This is a genomic window from Halomonas sp. B23F22_3 (assembly GCF_043496965.1).
Lineage (GTDB): Bacteria > Pseudomonadota > Gammaproteobacteria > Pseudomonadales > Halomonadaceae > Halomonas.
On sequence record NZ_JBIEKG010000002.1, the window covers coordinates 431481 to 456265 of the forward strand.

22 protein-coding genes are annotated in these 24785 nt (G+C 69.7%); 14 read left to right on the forward strand and 8 right to left on the reverse strand.

What is annotated here, in order from left to right; genetic code table 11:
* Nucleotides 1-30: 30 nt before the first annotated feature.
* The 6 genes from ACGTNG_RS05575 to leuS all read right to left on the reverse strand — a co-directional run bounded on the left by ACGTNG_RS05575 (nt 31) and on the right by leuS (nt 6352).
* Nucleotides 31-471: a DUF488 domain-containing protein gene (locus ACGTNG_RS05575; protein WP_394575982.1), complete on the reverse strand. Its 441-nt coding sequence runs from the start codon at nt 469-471 to the stop codon at nt 31-33.
* Between the two features lie 13 nt (nt 472-484).
* Entirely contained in the window at nt 485-1378 is an 894-nt protein-coding gene (locus ACGTNG_RS05580; protein WP_394575984.1) for a PA2778 family cysteine peptidase, read from the reverse strand.
* Between the two features lie 94 nt (nt 1379-1472).
* Entirely contained in the window at nt 1473-1868 is a 396-nt protein-coding gene (locus ACGTNG_RS05585; protein WP_394576178.1) for a PA2779 family protein, read from the reverse strand.
* 259 nt (nt 1869-2127) lie between these two features.
* A complete protein-coding gene (gene holA / locus ACGTNG_RS05590) occupies nt 2128-3186 on the reverse strand; it encodes a DNA polymerase III subunit delta (RefSeq protein ID WP_394575986.1) in 1059 nt (352 codons plus the stop codon).
* A gap of 38 nt (nt 3187-3224) precedes the next feature.
* Complete coding sequence (locus tag ACGTNG_RS05595; RefSeq protein WP_394575987.1) at nt 3225-3716, reverse strand: LPS-assembly lipoprotein LptE; 492 nt, start codon at nt 3714-3716, stop codon at nt 3225-3227.
* 41 nt (nt 3717-3757) lie between these two features.
* Nucleotides 3758-6352, reverse strand: coding sequence for a leucine--tRNA ligase (gene leuS / locus ACGTNG_RS05600; RefSeq protein ID WP_394575989.1), 2595 nt, complete (start codon nt 6350-6352; stop codon nt 3758-3760).
* A gap of 235 nt (nt 6353-6587) precedes the next feature.
* Between leuS and ACGTNG_RS05605 the strand changes: the two genes are divergently transcribed.
* Complete coding sequence (locus ACGTNG_RS05605) at nt 6588-7103, forward strand: zinc ribbon-containing protein (protein WP_394575990.1); 516 nt, start codon at nt 6588-6590, stop codon at nt 7101-7103.
* A gap of 63 nt (nt 7104-7166) precedes the next feature.
* On the opposite strand, the gene ACGTNG_RS05610 is transcribed toward ACGTNG_RS05605, so the two are convergent.
* A complete protein-coding gene (locus ACGTNG_RS05610; protein WP_394575991.1) occupies nt 7167-8495 on the reverse strand; it encodes a hypothetical protein in 1329 nt (442 codons plus the stop codon).
* 143 nt (nt 8496-8638) lie between these two features.
* A complete protein-coding gene (locus ACGTNG_RS05615) occupies nt 8639-9532 on the reverse strand; it encodes a LysR family transcriptional regulator (RefSeq protein ID WP_394575992.1) in 894 nt (297 codons plus the stop codon).
* A 325-nt stretch (nt 9533-9857) separates the two neighbouring features.
* Between ACGTNG_RS05615 and leuC the strand changes: the two genes are divergently transcribed.
* The 13 genes from leuC to ACGTNG_RS05680 all read left to right on the forward strand — a co-directional run bounded on the left by leuC (nt 9858) and on the right by ACGTNG_RS05680 (nt 24768).
* Complete coding sequence (gene leuC / locus ACGTNG_RS05620) at nt 9858-11318, forward strand: 3-isopropylmalate dehydratase large subunit (protein WP_394575993.1); 1461 nt, start codon at nt 9858-9860, stop codon at nt 11316-11318.
* Nucleotides 11319-11321: 3 nt separating this feature from the next.
* Nucleotides 11322-11975: a 3-isopropylmalate dehydratase small subunit gene (gene leuD / locus ACGTNG_RS05625; protein ID WP_394575994.1), complete on the forward strand. Its 654-nt coding sequence runs from the start codon at nt 11322-11324 to the stop codon at nt 11973-11975.
* Nucleotides 11976-12146: 171 nt separating this feature from the next.
* The gene (leuB, locus tag ACGTNG_RS05630) at nt 12147-13226 is read left to right on the forward strand and encodes a 3-isopropylmalate dehydrogenase (protein WP_394575995.1); all 1080 of its coding nucleotides are present in this window, start codon (nt 12147-12149) and stop codon (nt 13224-13226) included.
* 108 nt (nt 13227-13334) lie between these two features.
* Nucleotides 13335-14447: an aspartate-semialdehyde dehydrogenase gene (gene asd / locus ACGTNG_RS05635; RefSeq protein ID WP_394575996.1), complete on the forward strand. Its 1113-nt coding sequence runs from the start codon at nt 13335-13337 to the stop codon at nt 14445-14447.
* Between the two features lie 267 nt (nt 14448-14714).
* Complete coding sequence (locus tag ACGTNG_RS05640; protein ID WP_394575998.1) at nt 14715-17408, forward strand: FimV/HubP family polar landmark protein; 2694 nt, start codon at nt 14715-14717, stop codon at nt 17406-17408.
* A 6-nt stretch (nt 17409-17414) separates the two neighbouring features.
* Complete coding sequence (gene truA, locus ACGTNG_RS05645; protein WP_394575999.1) at nt 17415-18329, forward strand: tRNA pseudouridine(38-40) synthase TruA; 915 nt, start codon at nt 17415-17417, stop codon at nt 18327-18329.
* A 27-nt stretch (nt 18330-18356) separates the two neighbouring features.
* Nucleotides 18357-19010 carry a phosphoribosylanthranilate isomerase gene (locus ACGTNG_RS05650; RefSeq protein ID WP_394576000.1) on the forward strand — a complete coding sequence of 218 codons (654 nt, stop codon included), beginning with the start codon at nt 18357-18359 and terminating at the stop codon, nt 19008-19010.
* Between the two features lie 59 nt (nt 19011-19069).
* Nucleotides 19070-20284, forward strand: a complete 1215-nt coding sequence (trpB, locus tag ACGTNG_RS05655; RefSeq protein WP_394576001.1) for a tryptophan synthase subunit beta — start codon at nt 19070-19072, stop codon at nt 20282-20284.
* Between the two features lie 15 nt (nt 20285-20299).
* On the forward strand, nt 20300-21103 hold the full coding sequence (trpA, locus tag ACGTNG_RS05660) for a tryptophan synthase subunit alpha (protein WP_394576002.1): 804 nt from the start codon (nt 20300-20302) through the stop codon (nt 21101-21103).
* Nucleotides 21104-21176: 73 nt separating this feature from the next.
* Nucleotides 21177-22193: an acetyl-CoA carboxylase, carboxyltransferase subunit beta gene (accD, locus tag ACGTNG_RS05665; protein ID WP_394576004.1), complete on the forward strand. Its 1017-nt coding sequence runs from the start codon at nt 21177-21179 to the stop codon at nt 22191-22193.
* Between the two features lie 9 nt (nt 22194-22202).
* A complete protein-coding gene (folC, locus tag ACGTNG_RS05670; protein WP_394576006.1) occupies nt 22203-23537 on the forward strand; it encodes a bifunctional tetrahydrofolate synthase/dihydrofolate synthase in 1335 nt (444 codons plus the stop codon).
* Nucleotides 23534-24187, forward strand: a complete 654-nt coding sequence (locus ACGTNG_RS05675) for an SPOR domain-containing protein (protein ID WP_394576007.1) — start codon at nt 23534-23536, stop codon at nt 24185-24187. Before folC ends, ACGTNG_RS05675 begins: the two co-directional genes overlap by 4 nt.
* The gene (locus ACGTNG_RS05680; RefSeq protein WP_394576009.1) at nt 24184-24768 is read left to right on the forward strand and encodes a CvpA family protein; all 585 of its coding nucleotides are present in this window, start codon (nt 24184-24186) and stop codon (nt 24766-24768) included. Before ACGTNG_RS05675 ends, ACGTNG_RS05680 begins: the two co-directional genes overlap by 4 nt.
* Nucleotides 24769-24785 lie beyond the last annotated feature (17 nt).

A 24785-nucleotide genomic window follows, 5' to 3' on the forward strand; every position in this document is an offset into this window, starting at 1 on the left:
TGAGCCTTTTTCGATGCCGAGTGCTTCGCCCTAGGGCTCGGGTGGTTCGTTGGGCTCGGTGCCAGGGGCGGGACCGGCCGATGAAGGCGTCGCGAGACCCTCGCCGTCCTGATCGTGGAGGGCCTGCAGGAGCGCCTCGCGCAGGATCGGCAGATGGGAGCTCGCGAGATCCCTCGCCGCCGAGAGCAGGGTCAGGCGCCCCTGGCGGGCGTGGCGCATCAGGGGGAGCAGGCTCTCCGGTGCATCACGCAGCTCACCGCGGTAGCGGGCGGCGAAGACCTCCTCGCTGATCGCCTCCTGGTGATACTGCCGGCGCAAGGCCGGCGTGGGGGAGGCGTCCCGGTACCAGTCGGTCAGGGCAAGCCCCTCGCGGCGCTTGCCGCGAGGCCAGAGGCGGTCGACCAGTACCCGCGCGCCGTCCTCGTCGTCGGCCGGCTGATAGATGCGCTTGAGCGCGATGTCATAGGTCATGACGAGCCTCTCCTCATCGGGTCCGCAGGTCCGCAAGGGCCGCCCGAGCCTGCTCCTGCCAGGGGCCGGGCAGGGCGGCAGCCTGCTCGAGGGCCTCTCGGGCCTCGCCGGTGTTCCCTCGTTCCCGGTGCAAGAGCCCGAGGTTGAGCCAGGCGACGGCGAGATCAGGGTCCGCCTGTGTGGCGTCCGCGAAGGCGCTCAGGGCGCCTGCGACCTCGCCGGCCGCATGGCGCGCGTTGCCCAGGGCGAAATGGCCCATGGCAAGCGCCGGATGGCGCTCCACCAGCGCCTCCCAGGCGGGCAGGGAGGCCTGGGCACCCTGTGCACGCTCGAAGTCGGCGATGGCATCGAGCGCATCCCGGGCATCGCCGGTGGCCGGCAGCTCGCCCGGCGGCAGGGCGACGAAGGCCCAGCGGTCGCTGCGGGCCCAGGTGGCATCGAAGCGCTTGAAGGACTCGAGACGCTCGGGCTCCATGCCGCTGTGCAGGGTCAGGGTCTTGTCGTCACGATCGAAGCCGATGACCACGGCGTAATGCCAGACCGGCCAGGCCGGCAGCGAGAGGTTCTGCATCACCACCACCGGGTGGCCGGCATCGACCTCGGTCAGCAGGGCGTCGAGCGTGCCGTCGATCCGGAAGGGGATGCGGCCCTGGCGGCGCACGGTGCCCAGCATCTCGGGCTGGACGCTGCCTTCCCGCCCGGGCAGGAAGACCTGGGGAATCAGGCTGTCGACCGTCACCGGCACCCCGGAGGCGTTGAGCACCATGGCCAGTGAGGCGGGGCCGCACTGGTAGTCGCGCTGCCCGTGGAAGGGCACGTCCTCGAGGAGGGTCTGCCGGGGAAGCTGGCGCTGGGTGGACTCGGCCAGCCGAGGCGTACTGGCGCAGCCGGCCGTCACGAGCATCATCAGTGCCAACGCGAGAACGCCCGCGAGGCGGGCGTTCTGGAGGGTGGCACTGATACGATGCCTTTCAAGGCATGCCATCATGCAGGGGGCTCCCTCAGCGCGTGAAGGGGAAGACGTTGGTCAGGCCGAGGATGTCGGTGACCAGCAGGATCACGAAGACGGCGAACAGGGCACCGACCACGCTGGCCCCGGCGGGCAGCTGCTCGAGCTGGTCGGCCATCTGGGCGGCTTCCGCGTCGGAGAGCGCGGCCACGCGGGCCTCCACTTCGGCGGGATCGACGCCCTGGGCGACCAGCTGCTCCTGGACGTCGTCGCGGGCGAGGACGGCATGGATGCGCTCGCGATCGCCCTGCGACCGTTCGGCATTCAGGACATCCTGGGTGGTGACCAGGTCACTGCCCGGGTTCATCGGGGCCGCGGCCACCGGCAGGCTGCCCAGCACCAGGGCGACGATCAGCAACGGGCTCAGGTAACGGCAGATCTTCTTCATCATGTCGGTGTTCCTTCTTCTTGGGTTGGGCTTCCGGCTCCAGGCTCCGCCGCGGCTGCCTCCCTGCAGGCGGCGGAATGCGATGCCCGCCCAGTATAGGACGAAATGACGTGAAATTTCATGCCCTTGTGGGAGAGATGCCGGCATCGCGATGCGTGGCGCCACTACCGCGATGCTTCGCATCGAGCCCACAGCAGGCATGTCGCCCTCGACGGGGGCCGCGAGTTTGGCGTCTGGCGACACCAGGCGCTTGGGGGCGTTATCCGATGCGGTAGGAGGAGGGCAGCTCGGCGAGCAGGCCCCGTCCACCGGCCAGCGTCAGCGCCAGGTCGTGCAGGCCATCCCAGAGCGGTACGCTGCTGCCGCCCTTGATGGCCAGGTCCAGGCGCTGGGCAAACAGCAGCAGCTTGTGCAGCCGCTTCAGGGGCAGGCGGGCGATGGCCTGCTGATAGGCCGGGCGCCGCTTCTCGAAGATCGGCGGCTTCTGGGCCTTGCAGGCATGCTCGAGGCTCTGGCCCTGATCCAGGTGCTGGTGCAGGGAGAGCAGGATGCGCAGCTCCCGGGCCAGGGCCCACAGCACGATGGGCGCCTCGACTCCCTCGCCGCGCAGGCCGGCCATGATGCGGGCGACCCGGGCGCGTTCGCCCTTGAGGCAGGCGTCGATGAGCGTGAAGACGTCGTAGCGGGCGCTGTCCTCCACGCCGCCGGCGACCTCGCGGGGTCCGACCCGGGCTCCCGCGGGCAGCATCAGGGCCAGCTTCTGCAGTTCCTGATCGGCGGCCAGCAGGTTGCCCTCGGTGCGCTCTCCCAGCAGGCGGGCGGCGTCGAGATCCAGCGTGAGGCCGTGGCGCCCGGCCCGGTCGCGCAGCCAGTAGCCCAGGCGCGAGGCGTCCACCGGCCAGACCGGCACGAACAGCCCGACCTTGTCCAGCGCCTTGAACCAGGCGCTCTTCTGCTCGCGATAGTCGAGCTTGCCGGTGGAGAGCAGCAGGACATCCTCGCCGCTCTGCAGGGTCTCGGCGTACTCGCGCAGCGCCTTGCCCCCCTCCTGGCCCGGCTTGCTGCTGCCAAGGCGCACCTCGATCAGCCGGCGCGTGGCGAACAGCGACAGGCTGGCGGCCGCCTCGGTCAGGCGGCCCCAGGCGAAGTTGGCCTCGACGTGCAGCACCTCTCGCTCCTCGACGCCCCCCTGTCGCGCCGCGCGGCGCACGGCGTCGCAGGCCTCCATGTGCTGCAGCGGCTCCTCGCCGGCGACGATCACCACCGGGGGCAGCTTCTTGGCCAGCGCATCCTCGAGCTTGTCGGCAAAGACCTTCACGTTGTTCCCTTCACGACGGTACCTTCACGCTTGCGCCCTCATGACTCGCTCAAGGCGCGCAGGCGGTCCAGCAGCTGCCGAGCCGCCTCGTCGCGCAGCCGTTCGCGCACCGCCTCTCGCTCGGCGTCCTGGGACAGCAGCTCGTCGTCGTTGACCGTCAGGCGTTCGCTGACGGCCAGGCGCTGCTGGTCGAGGAGGTAGGCGCCGTCGGCGCGCCGCTGGACCGAGAACGGCACCTCGAGCGTCAGCTCCAGCTCGCGCGGTCCGCTGTCGAGCCCGCCCAGGCGCCGCTCGCTGAAGGCCTCGTTGCCCAGGTTGAGCACCCTGGCGGCGTCGTCATGCACCCGGGTGCCGGCGCTTTCGAGTCGCCGCGTGACCAGGCGGCGAAGGTCGGTCTCCGGCCCCGCCAGGGACAGGGCGTCGAGGCTCACCAGCGGCTGGTCGTAGCCGCGCAGGCGAAAGCCGCAGCCGGCGAGCGCCAGGGTGGCGCCGGCGGCGAGGCCGAGGCGCAGTAGGTGTCGGCGCTGCATGGGTCAATCTCCCGTCTGGCGCGATGAAGAGGGTGTAATGATCAGCCCACCACGATGTTGACGAGCTTGCCCGGCACGACGATCACCTTGCGCACGCTCTTGCCTTCGAGGTGGCGCTGGACGTTCTCCGCGGCGAGGGCCTGGGCCTCGATGGCGGCCTTGTCCGCGGCGGCGTCGACGTCGATGCGCGCGCGCAGCTTGCCGTTCACCTGCACCACCAGCTCGATGCTGTCACGGGCCAGGGCCGCCTCATCGACCCGGGGCCAGGCGGCGTCGATCGCCGGCTCGTCGTGGCCGAGCTCCGCCCACAGGGCGTGGCAGGCGTGGGGGGTGATCGGGGCGAGCAGCAGCACGCAGGCCTCCACCGCCTCGCGCGCCACGGCGAGTCCCTGGGGGGAGGTGTCGTCGAACTTCGAGAGCGCGTTGGACAGCTCCATCACCGCGGCGATGGCGGTGTTGAAGGTGGTGCGTCGGCCGATGTCGTCGCCGGCCTTCTTGATGGTCTCGTGGGTCTTGCGGCGAAGGTCGCGCTGGTCGTCGCTCAGGCCCTCGCGAAGGGTCTGGGCGTCGAGGGTGGCGGGCGTGCCGGCCGCGAGGTGCTCGCTGACCAGTCGCCACAGGCGCTTGAGGAAGCGGCTCGCCCCCTCGACGCCGGAGTCGGACCACTCCAGGGACTGCTCCGGGGGGGCGGCGAACATCATGAACAGGCGCACGGTGTCGGCGCCGAAGCGGTCGATCATCGATTGCGGGTCGACGCCGTTGTTCTTGGACTTGGACATCTTCTCGATGCCGCCCATCTCCACCGGCTGGCCGTCCTGGATCAGTATGGCGCTGACCGGGCGGCCCTTGTCGTCGCGCTTGACCTCGACGTCGGCCGGGTTGAACCACTCCTTGCCGCCGTTCTCGGCGGGGCGATAGAAGGTCTCGGCGATGACCATGCCCTGGGTGAGCAGGCGCTGGAAGGGCTCGTCGGTCTCCACCATGCCGAAGTCGCGCATCAGCTTGTTGAAGAAGCGCGCATAGAGGAGGTGCAGGATGGCGTGCTCGATGCCGCCGATGTAGAGGTCCACCGGCAGCCAGTAGTTGGCCCGCTCATCGAGCATCGCCTCCTGGTTATCGGCGCAGCAGAAGCGCGCGAAGTACCAGGAGGACTCCATGAAGGTGTCGAAGGTGTCGGTCTCGCGGGTCCAGCCGTCGCCCAGGTCGGAGAACGCCGGCATGCGCTTGAGCGGCGAGCCGGTGGCGTCGACGGTGACCTCCATGGGCAGGGCGACCGGCAGCTCCTCGTCGCTGAGCGGCACGGTCTGGCCCTCGGGGCCGTACTTGACCGGGATCGGCGCGCCCCAGTAGCGCTGGCGGGCCACGCCCCAGTCGCGCAGGCGGAAGTTGGTCTTCACCTCGCCGCGGCCGAGGTCGGCGAGCCGCTTCGCGATGGCCTCGAAGGCGGCGTCGAAGTCCAGGCCGTCGAACTCGCCCGAGTGGATCAGGGTGCCGTAATCGTCATGGGCGCCCTCGGAGAGGTCCGGGGCCTCGCCGTTGGCGTCGGCGATCACCGCCTCGATGGGCAGGCCGTACTTGGTGGCGAACTCCCAGTCGCGCTGGTCGTGGCCGGGCACCGCCATCACCGCCCCGGTGCCGTACTCCATCAAGACGAAGTTGGCGACAAAGACCGGCACCTCGCGGCCGGTGAGGGGGTGCACGGCCAGGTGGCCGGTCGGCATGCCCTTCTTCTCCATGGTGGCGAGCTCAGCTTCGGAGGTGCCGCCGTGGGCGCACTCCTCGACGAAGGCGGCGAGCTCACTATTCCCCTCGGCGGCCTGCTTGGCCAGCGGGTGGCCGGCGGCCACGGCGACGTAGGTCACGCCCATCAGAGTGTCGGGGCGGGTGGTGTAGACCGATAGCGGTTCGGCGGGGGTGCCGTCAGACGCCTGGATGTCGAATGTCAGTTCCACCCCGCGCGACTTGCCGATCCAGTTGCGCTGCATGGTCTTGACCTGTTCGGGCCAGTCGATCTTGTCCAGGTCTGCCAGCAGCTCCTCGGCGTAGTCGGTGATCTTGAGGAACCACAGCGGGATCTCCTTGCGCTCGACCGGCGCGCCGGAGCGCCAGCCGCGACCCTCGATGACCTGCTCGTTGGCGAGCACCGTCTTGTCGACGGGGTCCCAGTTGACCGTGGACATCTTCTTGTAGACCAGGCCCTTCTCGACGAGCTTGGTGAAGAACCACTGCTCCCAGCGGTAGTAGTCGACGTCGCAGGTGGCGAACTCGCGGCTCCAGTCGTAGGCGAAGCCCAGCGCCTTGAGCTGGCGGCGCATGTAGTCGATGTTGTCGTAGGTCCACTGACCCGGCGGTACCCGGTTCTGGATGGCGGCATTCTCCGCCGGCATGCCGAAGGCGTCCCAGCCCATGGGCTGCATGACGTTCTTGCCCTGCATGCGCTGGTAGCGGGAGACCACGTCGCCGATGGTGTAGTTGCGCACATGCCCCATGTGTAGCTTGCCGCTGGGGTAGGGGAACATCGACAGGCAGTAGAACTTCTCGCGGCTGGCGTCTTCCACCGCCTTGAAGCACTGGTTCTTGTCCCAGAACTGCTGGGCGTCGCGTTCGGTCTCGTGGGGCTTGTACTGTGCGTCCATCGCTCTCTTCGGGTACCTTGCAAGTCGAGCGCAGCGCCTCGGCGCCGCGGGTGTCAGCGGCCCTTGCCCGGGCTCAAGGTCGGGCGCCGGTGCGGCGCGAAACCATTGAATTACCGGCGGGATGTCGTCTAAATGGAATAACTGGCTAACCGTTAGGATACCCCAGCACGGCGGGCGGCGGCTATGGGCAGCGCCGCCGCCACCGCACGCCCCGTCGCGTTATAAGGAGAGCACCATGAGCGAGCAACAGGATTCGCATCACGACCACCGTCTGCGCGAGGGCTACGAGCGCATGCTCGAGCGGCTGCGCGAGGGCGCCGATGAACTGACCTGGGAGAATCTGCAGCAGGAACTCGATGATGCCGTGGAGTTCGAGGCCGAGCTGGAGGAGTTCACCAAGGACGAGCTCTCGCTGCTGCGCGCCTGGGTCGAGCGCGATCTCAAGGAGATGCGTCGCTACCTGGGCGCCGGTGGCGAGAGCGTGGCCACCTGGCTCGGCATCGATCTCTCCATGCTGTCGCGCAAGGTGGTCGACTCGCTGCTCTCCATCGCCGATCGCAGCGTGACCGAGCGCGAGCGTCTGGAGGAGGATCTGGAAGCGGCCCGCGCCGATTACAGCGTCGGGGAGATGGCCGCCCCCGGGCGCATGGCCTGCGTGCACTGCGACGCCATCGTCGAGCTCGAGGGCGTCACCCGGATCGAGCCCTGCCACCAGTGCGGCCACCGCTACTTCGTTCGCGCGCCGAAGTGATCCGCCGGATCGTCGCCGCGCCGCGGCGATGTCAGATCGCGATGGCGCCGCGGCGCCATCGCCCTATGACAGGCGCTCCATGAGCAGGATCGCGGCCAGGGCCAGACCGGTCATGGCCGCGGCATAGCCGAAATTCTGGCGCATCATCCCGGTGGCACTGACCCTGTAGCGCCCCTGCAGCGAGAGATTGATGCCCGACAGCGGCCCGACGCTGGTGCCCACCGCCCAGGAGGCGAGGGCCACGAAGGCGAACAGGGTCTGGTCCCGGGCATCGAGGTCGAGCATCGAGGCCAGCACCGAGACGCCGATGATCGGGTGCAGGCCGGCCACGGCGCTGGCCACGATGGCCAGGAAGCTGGCCATGGCCTGCGCCGGGCCGAAGTCGGCGAACAGTGTCCAGCCGCTGTCGGTGGCGGCGTCGATGAAGGTCGAGAGTCCCACGGTCAAGAGTCCCGCGCAGAGGAACAGCGAGATCTCGCCGCGCATCGCCGGCAATCGGGTGATGGCGTGCTGGTGGACGCGCTGGCGCGTCCAGTGCAGGCCCCGGGGCAGGTTGGCGAGCAGCGCCATCCCGGGCATCAAGAATGTGATGATGCTGACGATGGAGAGCTCTGGCGTCAGGCCATAGTGGAACACCATCACCGTGGCCGCCATGCTCACCGGCATCAGCAGGCTGCGCGGCGACAGCGAGAACCCGGCGGTGTCGGCCAGGTCGAAACGCTGGGAGAGCTCGCCGACCGTCAGCATCCCCGCGGCCAGGGCCAGCGGCAGCCCGAAGGCCAGGATGGTGGCGTAGTGCATCTCGGGGGCCAGGGTCATCACCACGCCCATCGAGGCGAAGAAGGGCGACCAGAGGGCGGCGCTGGAGAGGCCGCGATTGAGGCCGAGCAGCTGGGGCGTGGTCAGCGGGCCACGGCGCTCCAGGCGATCGCCGACCATGAAGACCGTGGAGAGGTTGAGGATCGAGCCGAGCAGGTGCACCCCGAGCCAGGTGCCGAGCACGCCTCGGGCGCCGGTCAGGGCCTTGCCGGGCGAGCGCGGGCGGCCGCGCAGGTTGCCGATCAGGCCGATGAAACTGACCCCCACCAGCATCGCGACCACGAAGGTATTGCCGTCGAGGATGCCCGGCCAGTCGACCTCGGCGCCCTGCCAGCCCTCTGCCAGCACCAGCAGCGCCAGGCCGATCACGGCCAGCAGGCCCGCCTGTCGGCTCGTGCGGCGCGGCAGGTCCTTCCACAGCAGCGCCGTCGCCAGCCACAGGCAGTAGCCCACCAGATGATCCCAGGGAACGAGGCCGGTGAACGTCAGGATCTGCGTCAGCAGTCCGGAGAGGATCAGGCCACCGGCCAGGGCGTGGCGCGGCACCAAGGGTGGGGGAGTATAGGCAGGCACGGCGAGCATCCTGGCAAATGGTGAGCAGTCTAAACAATTTGCCGCCGGGCTGTCTCGGTGCCGGGCGCCGGTCAGAGGCAATGGGGGGGGGCGGCGCCTCGTGTTGCTTCGCGATCTGTCGCGCGGCGGTGGCTGGTGAGGCGTCAGCCCCACGCCCGGGCGGCCGGCTCTCGGGCGGCGTCGAGCTGCGCAATCATGGCGTGGGCGGCATTGGAGCGAGTGCGGCTGCGGTGGACGAGATAGCCCAGCGGGCGATGGATCGGCGGGTGATCCACCTCGAGCACGTGCAGCTCGCCGGCCACCAGGCGCTCGGGCAGCAGGCTCCAGCCCAGGCCGATGGCGGCCATCATCTTCAGGGTCTCCAGGTAGTTGGTGGAGAGCGTCACCGGAAGCTCGAGCCCGGCCGAGGCGAAGCGCGACTCGATCAGCCCGCGGGTGAAGGTCATCGATCCCGGCAGCACCGCATCGAAGGCGCAGAGCTCGTGCAGCCCCAGCCGTCCTCGCCCGGCCAGGGGGTGGTCCAGGCCGCAGACGAAGCACAGCCGGTCGATCCACACCGGCACCACCTCGAGCTGCGGATCGGGGTGCGGGGCGAGGGTCACCACGGCGAGCTCCAGCTCGCCGTCCAGCACGCCCTGGTAGGCCTGCTCGGAATCGAGGAAGTGCAGGTCGAGGCGCACGTCCGGGTGCTGGTCGGTATAGGCCTTGAGCAGCGGTGGCAGTCGGTGCAGGCCGATATGGTGACTGGTGGCCAGGGTGAGGCTGCCGGCCACGCTGTCCTCCAGGTTGCCCAGTGCCCGGCGGCTGTCATCCACCATCACGAGTATCTGGCGGGCCCGGGGCAGCAGCACCCGACCCGCTTCGGTGAGACTCACACGGCGGCCGATGCGATCGAAGAGCCGGGCGTCGATCTGCCCCTCCAGCACCGCGATGCGCTTGCTGACCGCCGGCTGGGTGAGGTGCAGCTGCTCGGCCGCGCGCGAGAAGCTGCCACTATCCGCCACGGCCAGGAAGGCCTGCAGGCTTTGGGTGTCCATGGGAGGCTCCGTGGGGATCAAAGGATTCCCATATGGAATCCAATCCATAAATAACATGAATTGCTTTTATGGGCGACGGGCGGGAGACTGCTGGTATAGCGCCAAGAGCCAAAGGCTAAGGCCCAAGCGCAGAAGCATGACAACGAGGGCGCCACGCGAGCGGCGCCGGGGACAGGTGAAGGCGGAGGTCGTTTGCCAGGGAGGGCAAATGTAGCGCCCAGGGAGGGGGTTACAGCGCCTCCGCCGGTACCTGTCGCCGGGAAAGCCGCGAAGCGCCGTTGAGGACCGGATTCCAGTAAGAGGGCCCAAGGCCCGGGAGAATGAAATGGCAGGCCAGACACTCTACGACAAGCTGTGGTCGCAGCACCTCGTCAAGGAGCGTGATGACGGCACCGCGCTGATCTACATCGATCGCCAGCTGCTCCACGAGGTGACCTCGCCCCAGGCCTTCGAGGGGCTGCGCCTGGCGGGCCGCCGGCCGTGGCGCCTCGACGCCAACCTGGCGACTCCGGACCACAACGTGCCCACCACCGTGAAGGAGCGGGCCGAGGGCAACGCCGGCATCAAGGACCCGGTGTCGCTGATCCAGGTGCAGACCCTCGACGACAACTGCGTCGAGTTCGGCATCGAGGAGTTCAAGATCAACGACCCGCGCCAGGGCATCGTCCACGTGGTGGGCCCGGAGCAGGGCGCGACCCTGCCCGGCATGACCGTGGTCTGCGGCGACTCCCACACCGCCACCCACGGCGCCTTCGCGGCGCTGGCCCACGGCATCGGCACCTCCGAGGTGGAGCATGTGCTCGCCACCCAGTGCCTGCTGGCGCAGAAGATGAAGAACATGCAGGTGCGCGTCGAGGGCAGCCTCGGTACCGGCGTGACCGCCAAGGACGTCGTGCTCGCCATCATCGGCCGCATCGGCACCGCGGGTGGTACCGGCTACGCCATCGAGTTCGCCGGCAGCGCCATCGAGGGGCTCTCCATGGAAGGGCGCATGACCGTGTGCAACATGGCCATCGAGGCCGGTGCGCGCGTCGGCCTGATCGCCGTGGACGACACCACCATCGACTACCTGCGCGATCGCCACTATGCCCCGACGGACGAGCAGTGGGACGCCGCCGTCGCCGACTGGCGCAACCTGGTCTCCGACGACGATGCCCGCTTCGACACGGTGGTGACCCTGGACGCCGCCGAGATCGAGCCGCAGGTCTCCTGGGGCACCAGCCCCGAGATGGTCACCGGCATTTCCGGCGAGGTCCCCGATCCCGCCGAGGCCGCCGACGAGACCACCCAGCGCGGCTACACCCGGGCGCTGGAGTACATGGGGCTCGCCCCGAAGCAGAAGATTACCGACATCCGCCTCGACAAGGTGTTCATCGGCTCCTGCACCAACTCGCGCATCGAGGACCTGCGTGAGGCGGCCAAGGTGGCGCGCGGCAAGAAGGTGGCCGACTCCATCAAGCTCGCCATGATCGTGCCGGGCTCGGGCCTGGTGAAGCGCCAGGCCGAGGCCGAGGGCCTCGATAAGGTGTTTACCGAGGCGGGTTTCGAGTGGCGCGAGCCGGGCTGCTCCATGTGCCTGGCCATGAACGCCGACAAGCTCGGCGCCGGCGAGCACTGCGCCTCCACCTCGAATCGCAACTTCGAGGGGCGCCAGGGCTTCGGCGGGCGCACCCACCTCGTCAGCCCGGCCATGGCGGCGGCCGCGGCGATCGCCGGTCATTTCGTTGATGTAAGGAGCGTCGATATCCGCCAGAACGATGCTTCATCCGCTGCCCAGGAGGCCTGAGCCATGAACAAGTTTGTACGCGCCGAGGGCCTCGTCGCCCCGCTCGATCGGGCCAACGTCGACACCGACCTGATCATCCCCAAGCAGTTCCTGAAGTCGATCAAGCGCACCGGCTTCGGCGTCAACCTGTTCGACGAGCTGCGCTATCTCGACGAGGGGCAGCCCGGTCAGGACGTCACTAACCGGCCGATCAATCCGGATTTCGTCCTCAACCAGCCCCGCTACCAGGGGGCGAGCGTGCTGCTGGCGCGGCGCAACTTCGGCTGCGGCAGCTCTCGCGAGCACGCGCCCTGGGCGCTTGAGGACTTCGGCTTCCGGGTGGTGGTCGCCCCGAGCTTCGCCGACATCTTCTACAACAACGCCTTCAAGAACGGCCTGCTGCTGGTGACCCTGCCGGAGGAGACCATCGACCGCCTGTTCGCCGAGGTTGAGGCCAGCGAAGGCTACCGGCTCGACGTGGACCTCGAGCATCAGCGGGTGATTACCCCCGCCGGCGAGATCCTCGAGTTCGAGGTCGACGCCTTTCGCAAGCAGTGCCTGCTGGAAGGCCTGGACGATATCGGCATCACCCTGAAGGACGAGGATGCCATCCGCGCTTTCGAGGAGAAGCACCGCGCCGCGCGCCCCTGGCTGTTCCGCGATTCTGCTCAAGCCTGAAACACTCATGCTGCATCAGCCCGGCAACGGGGCTGATCCGGCGGCAGGCCTGCGAGGAGGCGCTGTGAACCCATCCCTGGGCGCTACCGATGCCATCCCTGGCATAGGACCTCCTCTTCGGCCTGCCCCCGGCGCCCCTCGGCCCAGTGGTAGTCGAACAAGGACCACGTAATGACACAGAAGATTCTGATTCTCCCCGGCGACGGCATCGGCCCCGAGATCACCGCCCAGGCCAGTCGCATCCTGGCTGCCTGCCAGGCCCGCGGCCTCGACGTCGAGGTGGAGGAGGGGCTGTTGGGCGGCGCCGCCTACGACGCCCACGGCGAGCCGCTGCCCGCCGAGACCCTGGAGAAGGCCCAGGCGGCGCGCGCCATCCTGCTCGGCGCCGTGGGCGGCCCCAAGTGGGACAAGCTCGAGGACCTCGCCAAGCGCCCCGAGAAGGGCCTGCTCGGCGTACGCAAGCAGCTCGGCCTGTTCGGCAACTTGCGCCCGGCCATCACCTATCCCCAGCTGGCCGCCGCCTCCAGCCTCAAGCCGGAGCTGGTCGCCGGCCTCGACATCATGATCGTGCGCGAGCTCACCGGGGGCATCTACTTCGGTCAACCCCGCGGCATCGAGGAGCGCAACGGCGAGCGGGTGGGCTTCAACACCTACGTCTACAGCGAGAGCGAGATCGAGCGCATCGGCCGGGTGGCCTTCGAGATGGCCCAGAAGCGCGGCAAGCGGCTGTGCAGCGTCGACAAGGCCAACGTGCTGGAGGCCACCATCCTGTGGCGCGAGGTGATGGAGCGCCTGGCGCCGGAGTACCCGGACGTCGAGCTCTCCCACATGTACGTTGACAACGCCGCCATGCAGCTGGTGCGCGCGCCCAAGCAGTTCGACGTCGTGGTCACCGGCAACATGTTCGGCGACATCCTCTCCGACGCCGCCGCCATGCTCACCGGCTCCATCGGTATGCTGCCCTCCGCCTCGCTCAACGAGAGCGGCCAGGGCATGTACGAGCCCTGTCACGGCAGCGCGCCGGACATCGCCGGCCAGGGCATCGCCAACCCGCTGGCGACCATCCTCTCGGTCGCCATGATGCTGCGCTACTCCCTCGACGCGCCGGAGCTGGCCGCACGCATCGAGGCGGCCGTGGGCAAGGTGCTGGACGAAGGGCTGCGCACCGCCGACATCGCCGCCGAGGGCACCCGCACCGTCTCGACCGCCGAGATGGGCGACGCCGTGCTGGCCGCCTTCGAGGCCCTCTGACGCGCCGGGGCCCGGTTGCGATGGCCCCATGACCCGAGCCGGCCCGCCTGCCAGGCGCGGCCGGCTCGTGTATAGTATTTCGCACATTCGATTTCTGGAGGACTTCACATGTTGAAAGTCGGTTTTGTCGGTTGGCGTGGCATGGTCGGTTCCGTGCTGATGCAGCGGATGCTCGATGACGGCGACTTCAAGGGCATCGAGCCGATCTTCTTCACCACCTCCCAGGTCGGCCAGGCCGGCCCCGACGTCGGCGTCGACGTGCCGCCGCTCAAGGACGCCTTCGACCTCGAGGCCCTCAAGGCGCTGGATGTGGTCGTCACCTGCCAGGGCGGCGAGTACACCGAGAAGGTCTACGCCGACCTGCGCCAGGGCGGCTGGAAGGGCTACTGGATCGACGCCGCCAGCACCCTGCGCATGGCCGACGAGGCGACCATCGTCCTCGATCCGGTCAACCGCGGCGTCATCGACGCCCAGCTGGCCCGTGGCGCGCGGACCTTCGTCGGCGGCAACTGCACCGTCAGCCTGATGCTGATGGGCCTGGGCGGGCTCTTCGAGGCCGACCTGATCGAGTGGATGACCTCCATGACCTATCAGGCCGCCTCCGGCTCCGGCGCCAAGCACATGCGCGAGCTGCTCAACCAGATGGGCGGCCTGCGTGACAGCGTGGCCGGCGAGCTCGCCGACCCGGCCAGCGCCATCCTGGACATCGATCGCAAGGTCACCGCGGCCATGCGCAGCGGCGACTTCCCCACCGACAACTTCGGTGCCCCGCTGGCCGGCAGCCTCCTGCCCTGGATCGACAAGCCCATGGAGAACGGCCAGAGCAAGGAGGAGTGGAAGGGCTCCGTGGAGACCAACAAGATCCTCGGTCTCCAGGACAACCCGATCCCCATCGACGGGCTCTGCGTGCGCATCGGCGCCATGCGCTCCCACAGCCAGGCCTTCACCATCAAGCTCAAGAAGGACGTCCCGATCGACGAGATCGAGGATCGCCTGGCGCGCCACAACGAGTGGGTCAAGGTCATCGCCAACGACAAGGATGCCACCATCGACGGCCTCACCCCGGCGGCCGCGACCGGCACCCTCACCGTGCCCGTCGGGCGCCTGCGCAAGCTGGCCATGGGCGGTGAGTACCTCTCCGCCTTCAGCGTCGGTGACCAGCTGCTGTGGGGCGCCGCCGAACCCCTCAAGCGCATGCTGAAGATCCTTCGTGAACAGTAAGGCTCGGGCGTAAGGCGTGGGTATGTTGACGCCACGCCGTCGATGCGCGGGGCGTCTCCTCAGGGAGGCGCCCCGCGTTTCGTTGGTAGGGGAGATTCGCGGCGGGCATGATCCATGTCGTATGTTGAAAAGTATGGGATCCGCTGATGTCCCGTGATGGGGCGCCCTTGAGTGGAATGTGTTACATAGACACCAAGACGACTAAGAATATATGACCAGACCGTCGCCCGGTTCGAGGCGCCGGCAGCAACGACGCAAGGGACCCCGATGAAACGCAAGCTGACACTCGCCATGCTGCTTTCGCTCTCCGCCGCCAGCCCCCTGGCGTTGGCGCTCGGCCTGGGGGAGGCCGAGGTCAATTCGACGCTCAGTGCACCACTGCGAGCCAGCATTCCCTTGACCGACAGTGCCGGCCTGCAGCCCGGCCTGCTCAACGTCTCCGTCGCCGATGAAGGGGCCTTCTCCGCGGCGGGGCTTTCGCGCACGCCGCTGGCGGCCAGCGTGAAGATGGAAGTGATCCGGCGACGGGGCCGCCTGATGGTCGACCTGACCACCGAGCGCGCCGTGCGCGAACCCTGGGTCGACCTGCTGCTGCGTTTCGACTGGCCCGGCGGCCAGCAGCTGCGCGAGGTGACCCTGCTGCTCGACCCGCCGGACTATGACCGGCTGCCGGCCCTGGTCGCCGCCCCCTCGGCACCGCCGCGAGAGGCCGTGTCGCGTTCTCGCCCGGCGACGAGCGCGTCGGACGCCGCGACGCGTCCCGTGGCCCGCACCTCGGCCGCGGCAGGGGCGGGCAACCCCGCCTGGGTGCGGTCCGGTGATACCCTGTGGGCCGTGGCGGGGCGGCTGCGGCCGGACAGCGGCATCAGCATGAACCAGATGATGGTCGCCCTGGTCGAGGCCAACCCCGAGGTCTTTCCCTCCGGCAACATCAACGCCATGCGCGCCGGCTTCATCCTGGTGGTCCCGCCCCGCGAGACGATCGCGGCGCGCTCCGCCGCCCGGGCCGGCGATGTCGTCCAGGCGATGAACCAGGCGTGGGCCAATCGCGGCAGCGGCGCCCCGGCCCGGGTGCCGCTCGGTGGCGCCGAGCCGGCGTCGGCCGTGGCCAGTGCCGCTACCGAGGCGCCGGCGGCCAGCGCGGAGGAGGGCGCGCCTGCCGACGCGGCAGGCGCGGTTGCGGACGACGGCGGCGAGCCCGCCGGCGAGGGCGGTCAGCGGCTGACGCTGCTGAGCGACGCCGAGATGGCCGCCGAGGGCGGTCTCACGGCGGATGGCGTCGTCGACGGCGAGACAGGCGACGCGACAGGCGCCGCCGCATCGTCGCAGGTCCCTGGCACGACGCCCTCTCTGGCGCTGTCGCCGGCGGCCCAGGGGGAGGGGAGTGTCATCGACCCCGGGGTCCTGGCGATGATCCAGGGCGGCGGCGAGCTCACCGAGGACCAGCGCCTGCTGCGTCTCGAGGAGCGCTGGCAGCAGAGCCAGGAGACCCTGGCGGCGGTGCGCGACGAGCGGGATGCGCTGCAGACCGCGCTCGGCGATCTGCGTGAGGAAGTCGAGGCCATGCGCGAGCAGCTGGCGAGCCTCGCCGCGGGCGGCGGCGGTGTCGAAGCCGCAGGTGCGGGAGGCGTGGTGGCTCCGGGAAGCGCGTCGTCGACTCAATCGACGCCCTGGTGGGGCTCCCTCTATCAGGGCGCCGTGGATCGCCCCCTGATGCTGGGCGGCGCCGCCCTGGCGGCCCTGCTGGCGCTCTGGGCCCTGGTGCGACGGCGGCGTCGTGAGGAAGAGGCCCCGACCCCGGTCTTCAACGAGGCCCGGCCGGTGGATCCCGCGGCCAGCGGCGTGGTGATGCCCGGCGCCGGCGACAGGGCCGCCGAGGAGGCCCGAGCCTCGCAGCGTGACGAGACGCCGAGGACGCCGGTGCGTGCCGCCATGCCCGAGGCCGAGGCCATCAACGAGGCCGATATCTTCATCGCCTACGGGCGCTACGATCAGGCCCGCGAACTGCTGGAGGCGAGCCTGGTCCGCGAGCCGGGCCGCGATGACCTGCGGCTCAAGCTGCTGCGGGTGCAGCTGGAGCAGGGCGATCGCAGCGCCGCCGCGCGCCAGGCCGAGCAACTGCGAGCCGGGGGCGATCCCGACGTCCAGGCCGAGGTGGCCCAGCTGATGCAGCGCCATGCGGTGCATGCCGCCGCCCCCGAACCCGAGCGCGCCGTGTTCCCCGTTCCCGATGAGCATCAGCCGCGCCGCTTCGATGAGCCCGACGCGCCGGAAGATGAGGAGGGCGCTCTGCCTGCCGATGAGGGGGTCGAGGGTGAGGCGACGAGCGCCGAGCGCTCGCCCGACCCCCTGGCCGCCTATCGTCCCCCCGAGCCGCAGGCCGCTGATGAGCCTGCCGACGCCGAGGTCGACGCGGTCCCCGACACTCATGAGTCCACCGATGCTCACGCGCCCACTGAAGCGCATGAGCCCACCGGCACGCACACCTCCACCGAGCATCAGGAGCTTGCCGAGAAGGAGCCGGCTTCGTCCCCCGCCGAAACCTCGCTGGCGACCGTTCATGCCGACGATGGGCGCGACATCATCGACTATCGCCCCCCGTCCCTCGAGGCGAACCCCGCGCCGCGAGAAGAGACGCCGATGCAGCCCAGCGTGGACTTCACGCCATCGGGCGCCGCGCCGTCGGGCGATGCGCCGTCGGCGACCGCCCAGCAGCCGGCCGGTCGCGACCTCTCCGAGGAGTGGGACGTCGAGGAGGTGGCCTTCCCGCCGCTGTCGCGGGATAATGCCCACTTTTCCGCGACGGCCTCCCCGGCGTCGACGCTCGCCGAGGCGCGACGCCTGCTGGATGACGGCGAGCGCGCTCAGGCCCGGGCGCTGCTCGAGAGCCTGATCGACGAGACCGGCGATCCGGATGCCCGGCAGGAGGCCCGCGAACTGCTGGATCAACACCTGCCATGAGGCCGAATGACCCTTTTCAGATCCCTCGATGAACGCCACCCCCTGAACGGCCGCCTGGCCCTGGGGGTGGAGTATGACGGCAGCGGCTACTGTGGCTGGCAGCGCCTCAAGCACTCCCCCTCGGTGCAGGGTGCCCTCGAGGCCGCGCTCTCGAAGGTGGCGGCCGGTCACTCGATCACCGTACATTGCAGCGGGCGTACCGACTCCGGCGTTCATGCGACCCGTCAAATCGTCCACTTCGATCCCCCGGTCACGCGGTCCGAGAAGGCCTGGGTGTTCGGCGCCAATGCCAACCTGCCGCGGGATGTCGCGGTGCGCTGGGTGAAACCGGTGTCCGATGACTTCCACGCCCGCTTCAAGGCGCTGGCGCGGCGCTACCGCTACGTGATCCTCAACCAGCCGAGTCGGCCGGTGCTCGAGCGCGCCAACGCCACCTGGTGTCGCGATCCCCTGGATGCCGATGCCATGCACCGGGCCGCCCAGGCGCTGGTCGGTGAGCACGACTTCTCGAGCTTTCGCGCCGCCGGCTGCCAGTCGAAGACGCCCTGGCGCCACCTCCACTTCATCGAGGTGCATCGCCACGGCCCCCTGGTAGTCGTCGACGTCCAGGGCAATGCCTTCCTGCACCACATGATCCGCAACATCGTCGGTGCCCTGGTGACGGTGGGGCGGGGCGAGCGGGGAGATGACTACCTGAGCGAGCTCATGGCGCTGCAGGATCGTGCCCTGGGGGACGTGACCGCCCCGGCCTGCGGCCTGCACTTCGTCGACTCTCTCTACGACGAGAGCTGGGGCCTGCCCCGTGAGCCGCTGGGCCCCAACCTGCTGGCCTTCCTCGGTGAGTGGACCGGCGAGCGAGCGCTGCCCGACTGCCCGATGGTGGCCTTCCGTCGCGGCCGTCCGGTGGCCGCCGACGCCTAGCCGCCCCCTGATCTGGAGACGTGTTCCTTGACCATTCCGGTTCCCCATCCCGCCCGTACCCGGGTCAAGCTGTGCGGCCTGACCCGTGAAGCGGACGTCGACGCCGCGGTGGCCGCCGGTGCCGACGCCCTGGGCTTCGTGCTCTGGCCGGGCAGCAAGCGCGCCATCGATGAGCAGAGGCTCGCCGAACTGAGCGCGCGGGTGCCGGCCTTCGTCACCCGCGTGGGGCTCTTCGTCGACCCGTCGCCGTCGCTGGTCGAGCGCTGCGCGTCGCACCTGGACCTGCTGCAGTTCCACGGCGACGAGACCCCGGAGGCCTGCGAGGCGGCCGGGCGTCCCTGGATCAAGGCCTTGCGCATGCGCGAAGGCCTCGATCTGCCCGCCGCGGCCGAGGCCTATCACGGTGCCCGGGCGCTGCTGCTCGATGCCTATCGCCCCGGCGTGCCGGGGGGCACGGGGGAGACCTTCGACTGGTCGCGAATCCCCGCAAGCCTGGCAAAACCTGTTATCCTCGCCGGAGGCCTGACGCCGGACAATGTCGACGCGGCGATCGCGGCCGTTGGCCCCTTCGCGGTGGATGTCTCCGGTGGCATCGAGACCGCGCCCGGCGTCAAGGATGCCACCCGCATGGCGGCATTCCTGAGCGCCGTGCGACGGGCCGACGAGTGGCGCGCGCGCTGAGTCCTCGGCGTCACCCTGATCCCCTACACCCCTTCTGGCGACCCTGTGAGGTGTCTTTCGTGAGCAAGTTCAGTGACCTGACCCGACTGCCGGATGCCCGCGGCCATTTCGGCGCCTACGGCGGCCGGTTCGTCTCGGAGACCCTGAGCTTCGCCCTGGATGAGCTGGAGAAGACCTACCTGAGTCTTCGTGATGATCCGGCCTTCCAGGCGGAATTCGACTATGACCTGGCCCATTACGTGGGCCGCCCGTCACCGCTCTATCATGCCGAGCGATGGTCGAAGCAGCTGGGTGGGGCACAGATCTGGCTCAAGCGCGAGGACCTCAATCACACCGGCGCCCACAAGGTGAACAACACCATCGGCCAGGCGCTGCTGGCCAAGAAGAGCGGCAAGCCCCGGGTGATCGCCGAGACCGGCGCCGGCCAGCACGGCGTGGCCACGGCCACCGTGGCGGCGCGCCTGGGACTCGAGTGCGACGTCTACATGGGCGCCGCGGACGTCGAGCGCCAGAAGCTCAATGTCTACCGCATGCGCCTGCTGGGGGCCAACGTCATCCCGGTCACCTCCGGTACGCAGACCCTCAAGGACGCCATGAACGAGGCGCTGCGCGACTGGGTGACCAACGTCGACAACACCTTCTACATCATCGGCACCGTGGCGGGTCCGCACCCCTACCCGATGCTGGTGCGCGACTTCAACGCCGTGGCCGGCCGTGAGGCGCGCCGTCAGTCGTTCGAGGAGTTCGGCAAGCTGCCCGATGCGCTGATCGCCTGCGTCGGCGGTGGCTCCAATGCCATGGGCCTCTTCTACCCGTTCGTCGAGGACGACGACGTCGTCATGTACGGCGTCGAGGCCGGCGGCGATGGGGTCGAGACCGGGCGCCACGCTGCGCCCCTGGCCTCGGGCGCGCCGCGCGGCGTGCTGCACGGCAACCGCACCTACCTGATGTCCGACGAGGGCGGTCAGGTCTCCGATACCCACTCGGTCTCGGCGGGTCTGGACTACCCGGGCGTCGGCCCCGAGCACGCGCTGTGGAAGGACGTCGGTCGCGTCAACTACGTGGCCGCCAACGACGACGACGTGCTCGAGGCGTTCCGCGAGCTGACCCACGTCGAGGGCATCATGCCCGCGCTGGAGTCCGCCCACGCCCTGGCCTATGCCAAGGTGCTGGCGCCGACCATGCGCCCCGACCAGAACATCGTGATCAACCTCTCCGGACGTGGTGACAAGGACATCATGACGGTGGCGAAGATCGACGGAATCGAATTCTAGATGACGGCCCATACCATGAATCGTATCGACCAACGCTTCGCTGCGCTCAAGGCCGAGGGCCGACGCGCACTGATTCCCTACATCACCGCCGGCGATCCGGCGCCCCAGCACACCGTCGGCTTCATGCACGCCCTGGTGGCGGCGGGGGGCGATGTGATCGAGCTGGGCGTGCCGTTCTCGGACCCCATGGCCGACGGGCCGGTGATCCAGAAGGCCTGCGAGCGGGCCCTCAAGAAGGGCGTGCGGCTCAGCCACCTCTTCGAGATGGTCAGCGAGTTCCGCCGCACCGACACCGAGACGCCCGTCGTGCTGATGGGCTACCTGAATCCGGTGGAGCGCCTCGGCCTCGAGAACTTCGCCGATCAGGCCGCCGAGGCCGGGGTCGATGGCGTGCTGATCGTCGACATGCCGCCGGAGGAGGCCGATGAGGTCGGTCCGCTGCTCAAGTCGCGCGGTCTGGCGTCGATCTTCCTGGTCGCCCCTACCACTTCGCGTGCCCGGGCCGCTACAATATGCGCCCACGGCGAGGGCTATCTCTACTATGTTTCGCTGAAGGGTGTGACCGGCTCGGCGACCCTCAATGCCGACGACGTGGCCGAACATCTGGCGCCGCTGCGCGAGATGACCGACCTGCCGCTGTGCGTGGGCTTCGGGATCCGCGACGGAGCCTCGGCCGCGGAGGTGGGCAAGGTGGCCGATGGCGTGATCGTCGGCTCGGCGCTGGTCAATCGCATCGCCGAGAATGCCGAGCAGCCCGAGGCGATCCCCGCCGCCCTCGAGGCGGTCCTGGGAGAGATGCGCCAGGCGCTGGACGCCTGATCCTCCTCGCCAACGAATCGACCCTGCTCCCGGCGCCGCCGGGAGCATCAGCCTTTACGGAAGTGTTTCTGACATGAGCTGGCTAGACAAGATCGTGCCCTCGGTGGGCCGCATCCAGCGCAAGGATCGCCGCGCAAGCGTCCCCGACGGCCTGTGGCGCAAGTGCCCCAAGTGTGAAGCGGTCCTCTATCTCCCTGAGCTGGAAAAGCACCATAGCGTCTGCCCCAAGTGCGACCATCACCTGCGCCTGACCGCGCGCAAGCGCCTCGACTGGTTCCTGGACAAGGAGGGTCGCGAGGAGATCGCGCCCAAGCTCGAGCCGATGGATCGCCTCAAGTTCCGCGACTCCAAGAAGTATCGGGATCGCCTGGTGGCGGCCCAGAAGGCCACCGGCGAGAACGATGCGCTGATCGCCATGCGCGGCTCCCTCGAGGGGCTGCCGGTGGTCGTGGTGGCCTTCGAGTTCACCTTCATGGGCGGCTCCATGGGCGCCGTGGTGGGGGAGAAGTTCGTGCGTGCCGCCAGCGTCGCCCTCGAGGAGGGCATCCCGCTGGTCTGCTTCGCCGCTTCCGGCGGGGCGCGGATGCAGGAGGCGCTCTTCTCGCTGATGCAGATGGCCAAGACCTCGGCGGCCCTGGAGAAGCTCAAGCAGGCCGGCGTGCCCTACATCTCGGTGCTTACCGACCCGGTGTTCGGTGGCGTCTCGGCGTCGCTGGCGATGCTCGGCGACCTCAACGTGGCCGAGCCCAACGCGCTGATCGGCTTCGCCGGGCCGCGGGTCATCGAGCAGACCGTGCGCGAGAAGCTGCCCGAGGGCTTCCAGCGCAGCGAGTTCCTGCTCGAGCACGGCACCGTGGACATGATCGTCCATCGCGGCGAGATCCGCTCGCGCCTGGGCGGCGTGCTGCGCAAGCTGACCCACCAGCCGGTGATCGGCGAGGAGCCCGTCGCGGAAGCGCCGGACCTGGTGCAGGTAGCCGAGCAGGCCGAACAGGATGACGTGCTCGCCACGACGCCCGTCGAGGGCGTTGAGCACGACGCGGAAAGCGACGCCGAGCCAAACGGCGAGCGTTCCGACCCGGCGCGCTGACCGATCCGCATGAGCGAGTGCGCCCTGCCCACGACGCTTCCGGCCTGGCTGACCCGGCTGGAGGCGGCCCATCCGGTCGGCATCGACCTCGGCCTCGACCGCGTGGCCGAGGTCGCGCGCCGCATGGGGCTTGGCGAGGCGCCACCGGCGGCTCGCGTCATCACGGTCGCCGGCACCAACGGCAAGGGATCGACGGTGGCGATGCTCGAGGCCCTGGCCCAGGCCCACGGCCTCACCACGGCGACCTACACCTCGCCCCACCTGCTGCGCTACAACGAACGCCTGCGGCTGGATGGACGGGAGGCCGACGACGCCACCCTGATCGCCGGCTTCGAGGCGGTCGAGGCGGCGCGGCTTGCGGGGGAGCCGATCAGCCTGAGCTACTTCGAGATGGGCACCCTCGGGGCGCTGTGGGCGATCGCCCGTCAGTCCCCGGCGCTGGCGATCCTCGAGGTGGGGCTGGGGGGACGCCTGGACGCCGTCAACATCATCGATCCGGACGTCGCGGTGATCACCACCGTGGCCCAGGATCATGCTGCCTTTCTCGGCGATGATATCGAGGGTATCGGCCGCGAGAAGGCCGGTATCCTGCGCCCCGGCCGGCCCGCGGTGCTGGGCAGCACGACGCTGCCGGCGAGCGTGACCGAGGTGGCCCGCGAGCGCCGGGCCCGGGTGGTGGCGCTGGGCGAGGCCTTCCACCGCGAGGGCGAAGGCGCCGGCTGGGGCTGGAGCGGGCAGGATGGTGGCGGTCATCCCGTCTCGCTCGTCGACCTGCCCGACCCCGAGCTGCCGCTGGACAATGCCGCCAGCGCCCTGCAGGCCCTGGCGCTCGCCGGGGTGTCGCTGGAGGCGTCGGCCTGCCGACGGGCACTCGCGAGCGTCCGGCTGCCCGGGCGCATGCAGTGGCTGGGTCCCTGGTGCCTGGATGTCGGGCACAATCCCCATGCGGCGGCCTACGTGGCGCAGCGGCTGGTGGCGCGTCCCTGCGCGGGACGCACCGTGGCGCTGATCGGCATGCTCGCCGACAAGGATGCCGACGGGGTGATCGACGCCCTGGCATCGGCGGTGGATGCCTGGGTGCCGGTGAGCCTCGAGGGCGAGCGGGCGCGGTCGGCGGATGACCTGGCCGGGCGCCTGACCCGCCAGGGCGCCACGATCTGGCACCGCGGTGATTCGCCGGCCGAGGCCGCCGACTGGCTGTCGGCTCGCCTCGCGCCCGAGGATCGTGTCCTGGTCTGTGGCTCTTTCTTCACCGTCGCCGCCGTGCTGGCCTGGCATCGGGCCGGTGGCCCGTCGGCGGGACCAACGGCAGGGCACGCCATGCGCAGCGAGGAAGCGAGATGAAATACGGAATGCGAGAGCGTCTCAGTGGGGCCGTGATCCTGATCGCCCTGGCGGTGATCTTCCTGCCCATGCTGTTCGACGAACCGGCCCCGCGCGGCGAGCGGCCTCAGCCGGTGATGACCATCGAGCAGCCCGTCGAGGTGGAGCGCCGCGAGCTTGAGGACCCGCAGCCGCCGGAGAGTCTCGATCAGGCACCGGAGGCGGAGAACGCGTCGTCGGACGCCGCCTCCGCCGCGCCGGAAGCGGCGCGGAACGCCGAGCCGGCGTCCGAGCCTTCGGACGAGCAGGCATCGACGCCGCCCGAGCCCGTCGACGAACCGGCCGCCGACCCCATCGCCGAGCTGGCCCGCGCCGCCGATGAACGCCTGGCCGGTCAGCAGCAGGCGTCCTCTCAACCGGTCGAGGCCGCCCCCGACGGGGAGTGGGCCGTGCAGGTGGGCAGCTTCGGCGAGACAGCCAACGCCGAGCGCCTCGAAGCGAAGCTCGCCGATCAGGGCCTGCCTGTCTACCGCCGCGCCCGCGACAACGGCCTGACCACCGTCTACGTCGGCCCCTTTGCCTCCTCACGGGAGGGCGAGCGGGTGATGGGTGAGCTCAAGGCTCGGGAGAACCTCCAGGGCCTGCTGGTGCGAGCGGACAACGGCTCATGACGCTGACCTGGATCGACTGGATCTTCGTGGCGGTCCTGGTCGTGACCGGGCTTGCCGGCTTCCTGCGAGGACTGGTCCGCGAGGCGCTGGGGCTCGCCGCCTGGATCATCGCGCTGCTGGCGGCGCGGCTCCTGGCCCCGCCGGTGGCGGATCTGCTCGCCGGGGTGATCGACAGCGCCGACGGTCGCCTGGTGCTGGCCTTCGTGCTGGTGATCTTCGCGGTGATCCTGCTCTGCGGCCTCGTCATTCGCATGGTGCATGCCGCCGTGGAGTGGGTAGGCATGGGCCTGTTGAATCGGATCACCGGCACCGCCTTCGGCATGGCCAAGGGCGTGGCGATCCTGGTCCTGGCGACCGTCCTGCTGAGCCTGACGCCACTGGTGCAGCTCCAGGCCTGGCAGGAGGCGACGCTGCGCCCGCCCTTCGAGCGTCTCCAGGACTGGGCGTTGAGCCACCTGGAGGCCTGGGAGGGTCGCCTGCCCGAGCCGTCCTCCCTGCGGCAGCTCTCCTTGCCGCCCGCGGCGCCGGCTGCATCCGCCGAGGCCGAATCGAGCGACGCCGATGAGGCGACACCCCCCTGACACACGACTTCGGGACG

What these genes read in the sequence shown, in the direction of transcription:
- ACGTNG_RS05585 (WP_394576178.1), bottom strand. Translation starts at nt 1,868, where the DNA reads ATGAAGAAGATCTGCCGTTACCTGAGCCCGTTGCTGATCGTCGCCCTG.
- ACGTNG_RS05595 (WP_394575987.1), bottom strand. Translation starts at nt 3,716, where the DNA reads ATGCAGCGCCGACACCTACTGCGCCTCGGCCTCGCCGCCGGCGCCACC.
- ACGTNG_RS05615 (WP_394575992.1), bottom strand. Translation starts at nt 9,532, where the DNA reads ATGGACACCCAAAGCCTGCAGGCCTTCCTGGCCGTGGCGGATAGTGGC.
- ACGTNG_RS05575 (WP_394575982.1), bottom strand. Translation starts at nt 471, where the DNA reads ATGACCTATGACATCGCGCTCAAGCGCATCTATCAGCCGGCCGACGAC.
- folC (WP_394576006.1), top strand. Translation starts at nt 22,203, where the DNA reads ATGAGCGAGTGCGCCCTGCCCACGACGCTTCCGGCCTGGCTGACCCGG.
- leuS (WP_394575989.1), bottom strand. Translation starts at nt 6,352, where the DNA reads ATGGACGCACAGTACAAGCCCCACGAGACCGAACGCGACGCCCAGCAG.
- ACGTNG_RS05640 (WP_394575998.1), top strand. Translation starts at nt 14,715, where the DNA reads ATGAAACGCAAGCTGACACTCGCCATGCTGCTTTCGCTCTCCGCCGCC.
- ACGTNG_RS05580 (WP_394575984.1), bottom strand. Translation starts at nt 1,378, where the DNA reads ATGATGCTCGTGACGGCCGGCTGCGCCAGTACGCCTCGGCTGGCCGAG.
- truA (WP_394575999.1), top strand. Translation starts at nt 17,415, where the DNA reads ATGACCCTTTTCAGATCCCTCGATGAACGCCACCCCCTGAACGGCCGC.
- ACGTNG_RS05605 (WP_394575990.1), top strand. Translation starts at nt 6,588, where the DNA reads ATGAGCGAGCAACAGGATTCGCATCACGACCACCGTCTGCGCGAGGGC.
- leuD (WP_394575994.1), top strand. Translation starts at nt 11,322, where the DNA reads ATGAACAAGTTTGTACGCGCCGAGGGCCTCGTCGCCCCGCTCGATCGG.
- leuC (WP_394575993.1), top strand. Translation starts at nt 9,858, where the DNA reads ATGGCAGGCCAGACACTCTACGACAAGCTGTGGTCGCAGCACCTCGTC.
- ACGTNG_RS05680 (WP_394576009.1), top strand. Translation starts at nt 24,184, where the DNA reads ATGACGCTGACCTGGATCGACTGGATCTTCGTGGCGGTCCTGGTCGTG.
- accD (WP_394576004.1), top strand. Translation starts at nt 21,177, where the DNA reads ATGAGCTGGCTAGACAAGATCGTGCCCTCGGTGGGCCGCATCCAGCGC.
- ACGTNG_RS05675 (WP_394576007.1), top strand. Translation starts at nt 23,534, where the DNA reads ATGAAATACGGAATGCGAGAGCGTCTCAGTGGGGCCGTGATCCTGATC.
- asd (WP_394575996.1), top strand. Translation starts at nt 13,335, where the DNA reads ATGTTGAAAGTCGGTTTTGTCGGTTGGCGTGGCATGGTCGGTTCCGTG.
- trpA (WP_394576002.1), top strand. Translation starts at nt 20,300, where the DNA reads ATGAATCGTATCGACCAACGCTTCGCTGCGCTCAAGGCCGAGGGCCGA.
- leuB (WP_394575995.1), top strand. Translation starts at nt 12,147, where the DNA reads ATGACACAGAAGATTCTGATTCTCCCCGGCGACGGCATCGGCCCCGAG.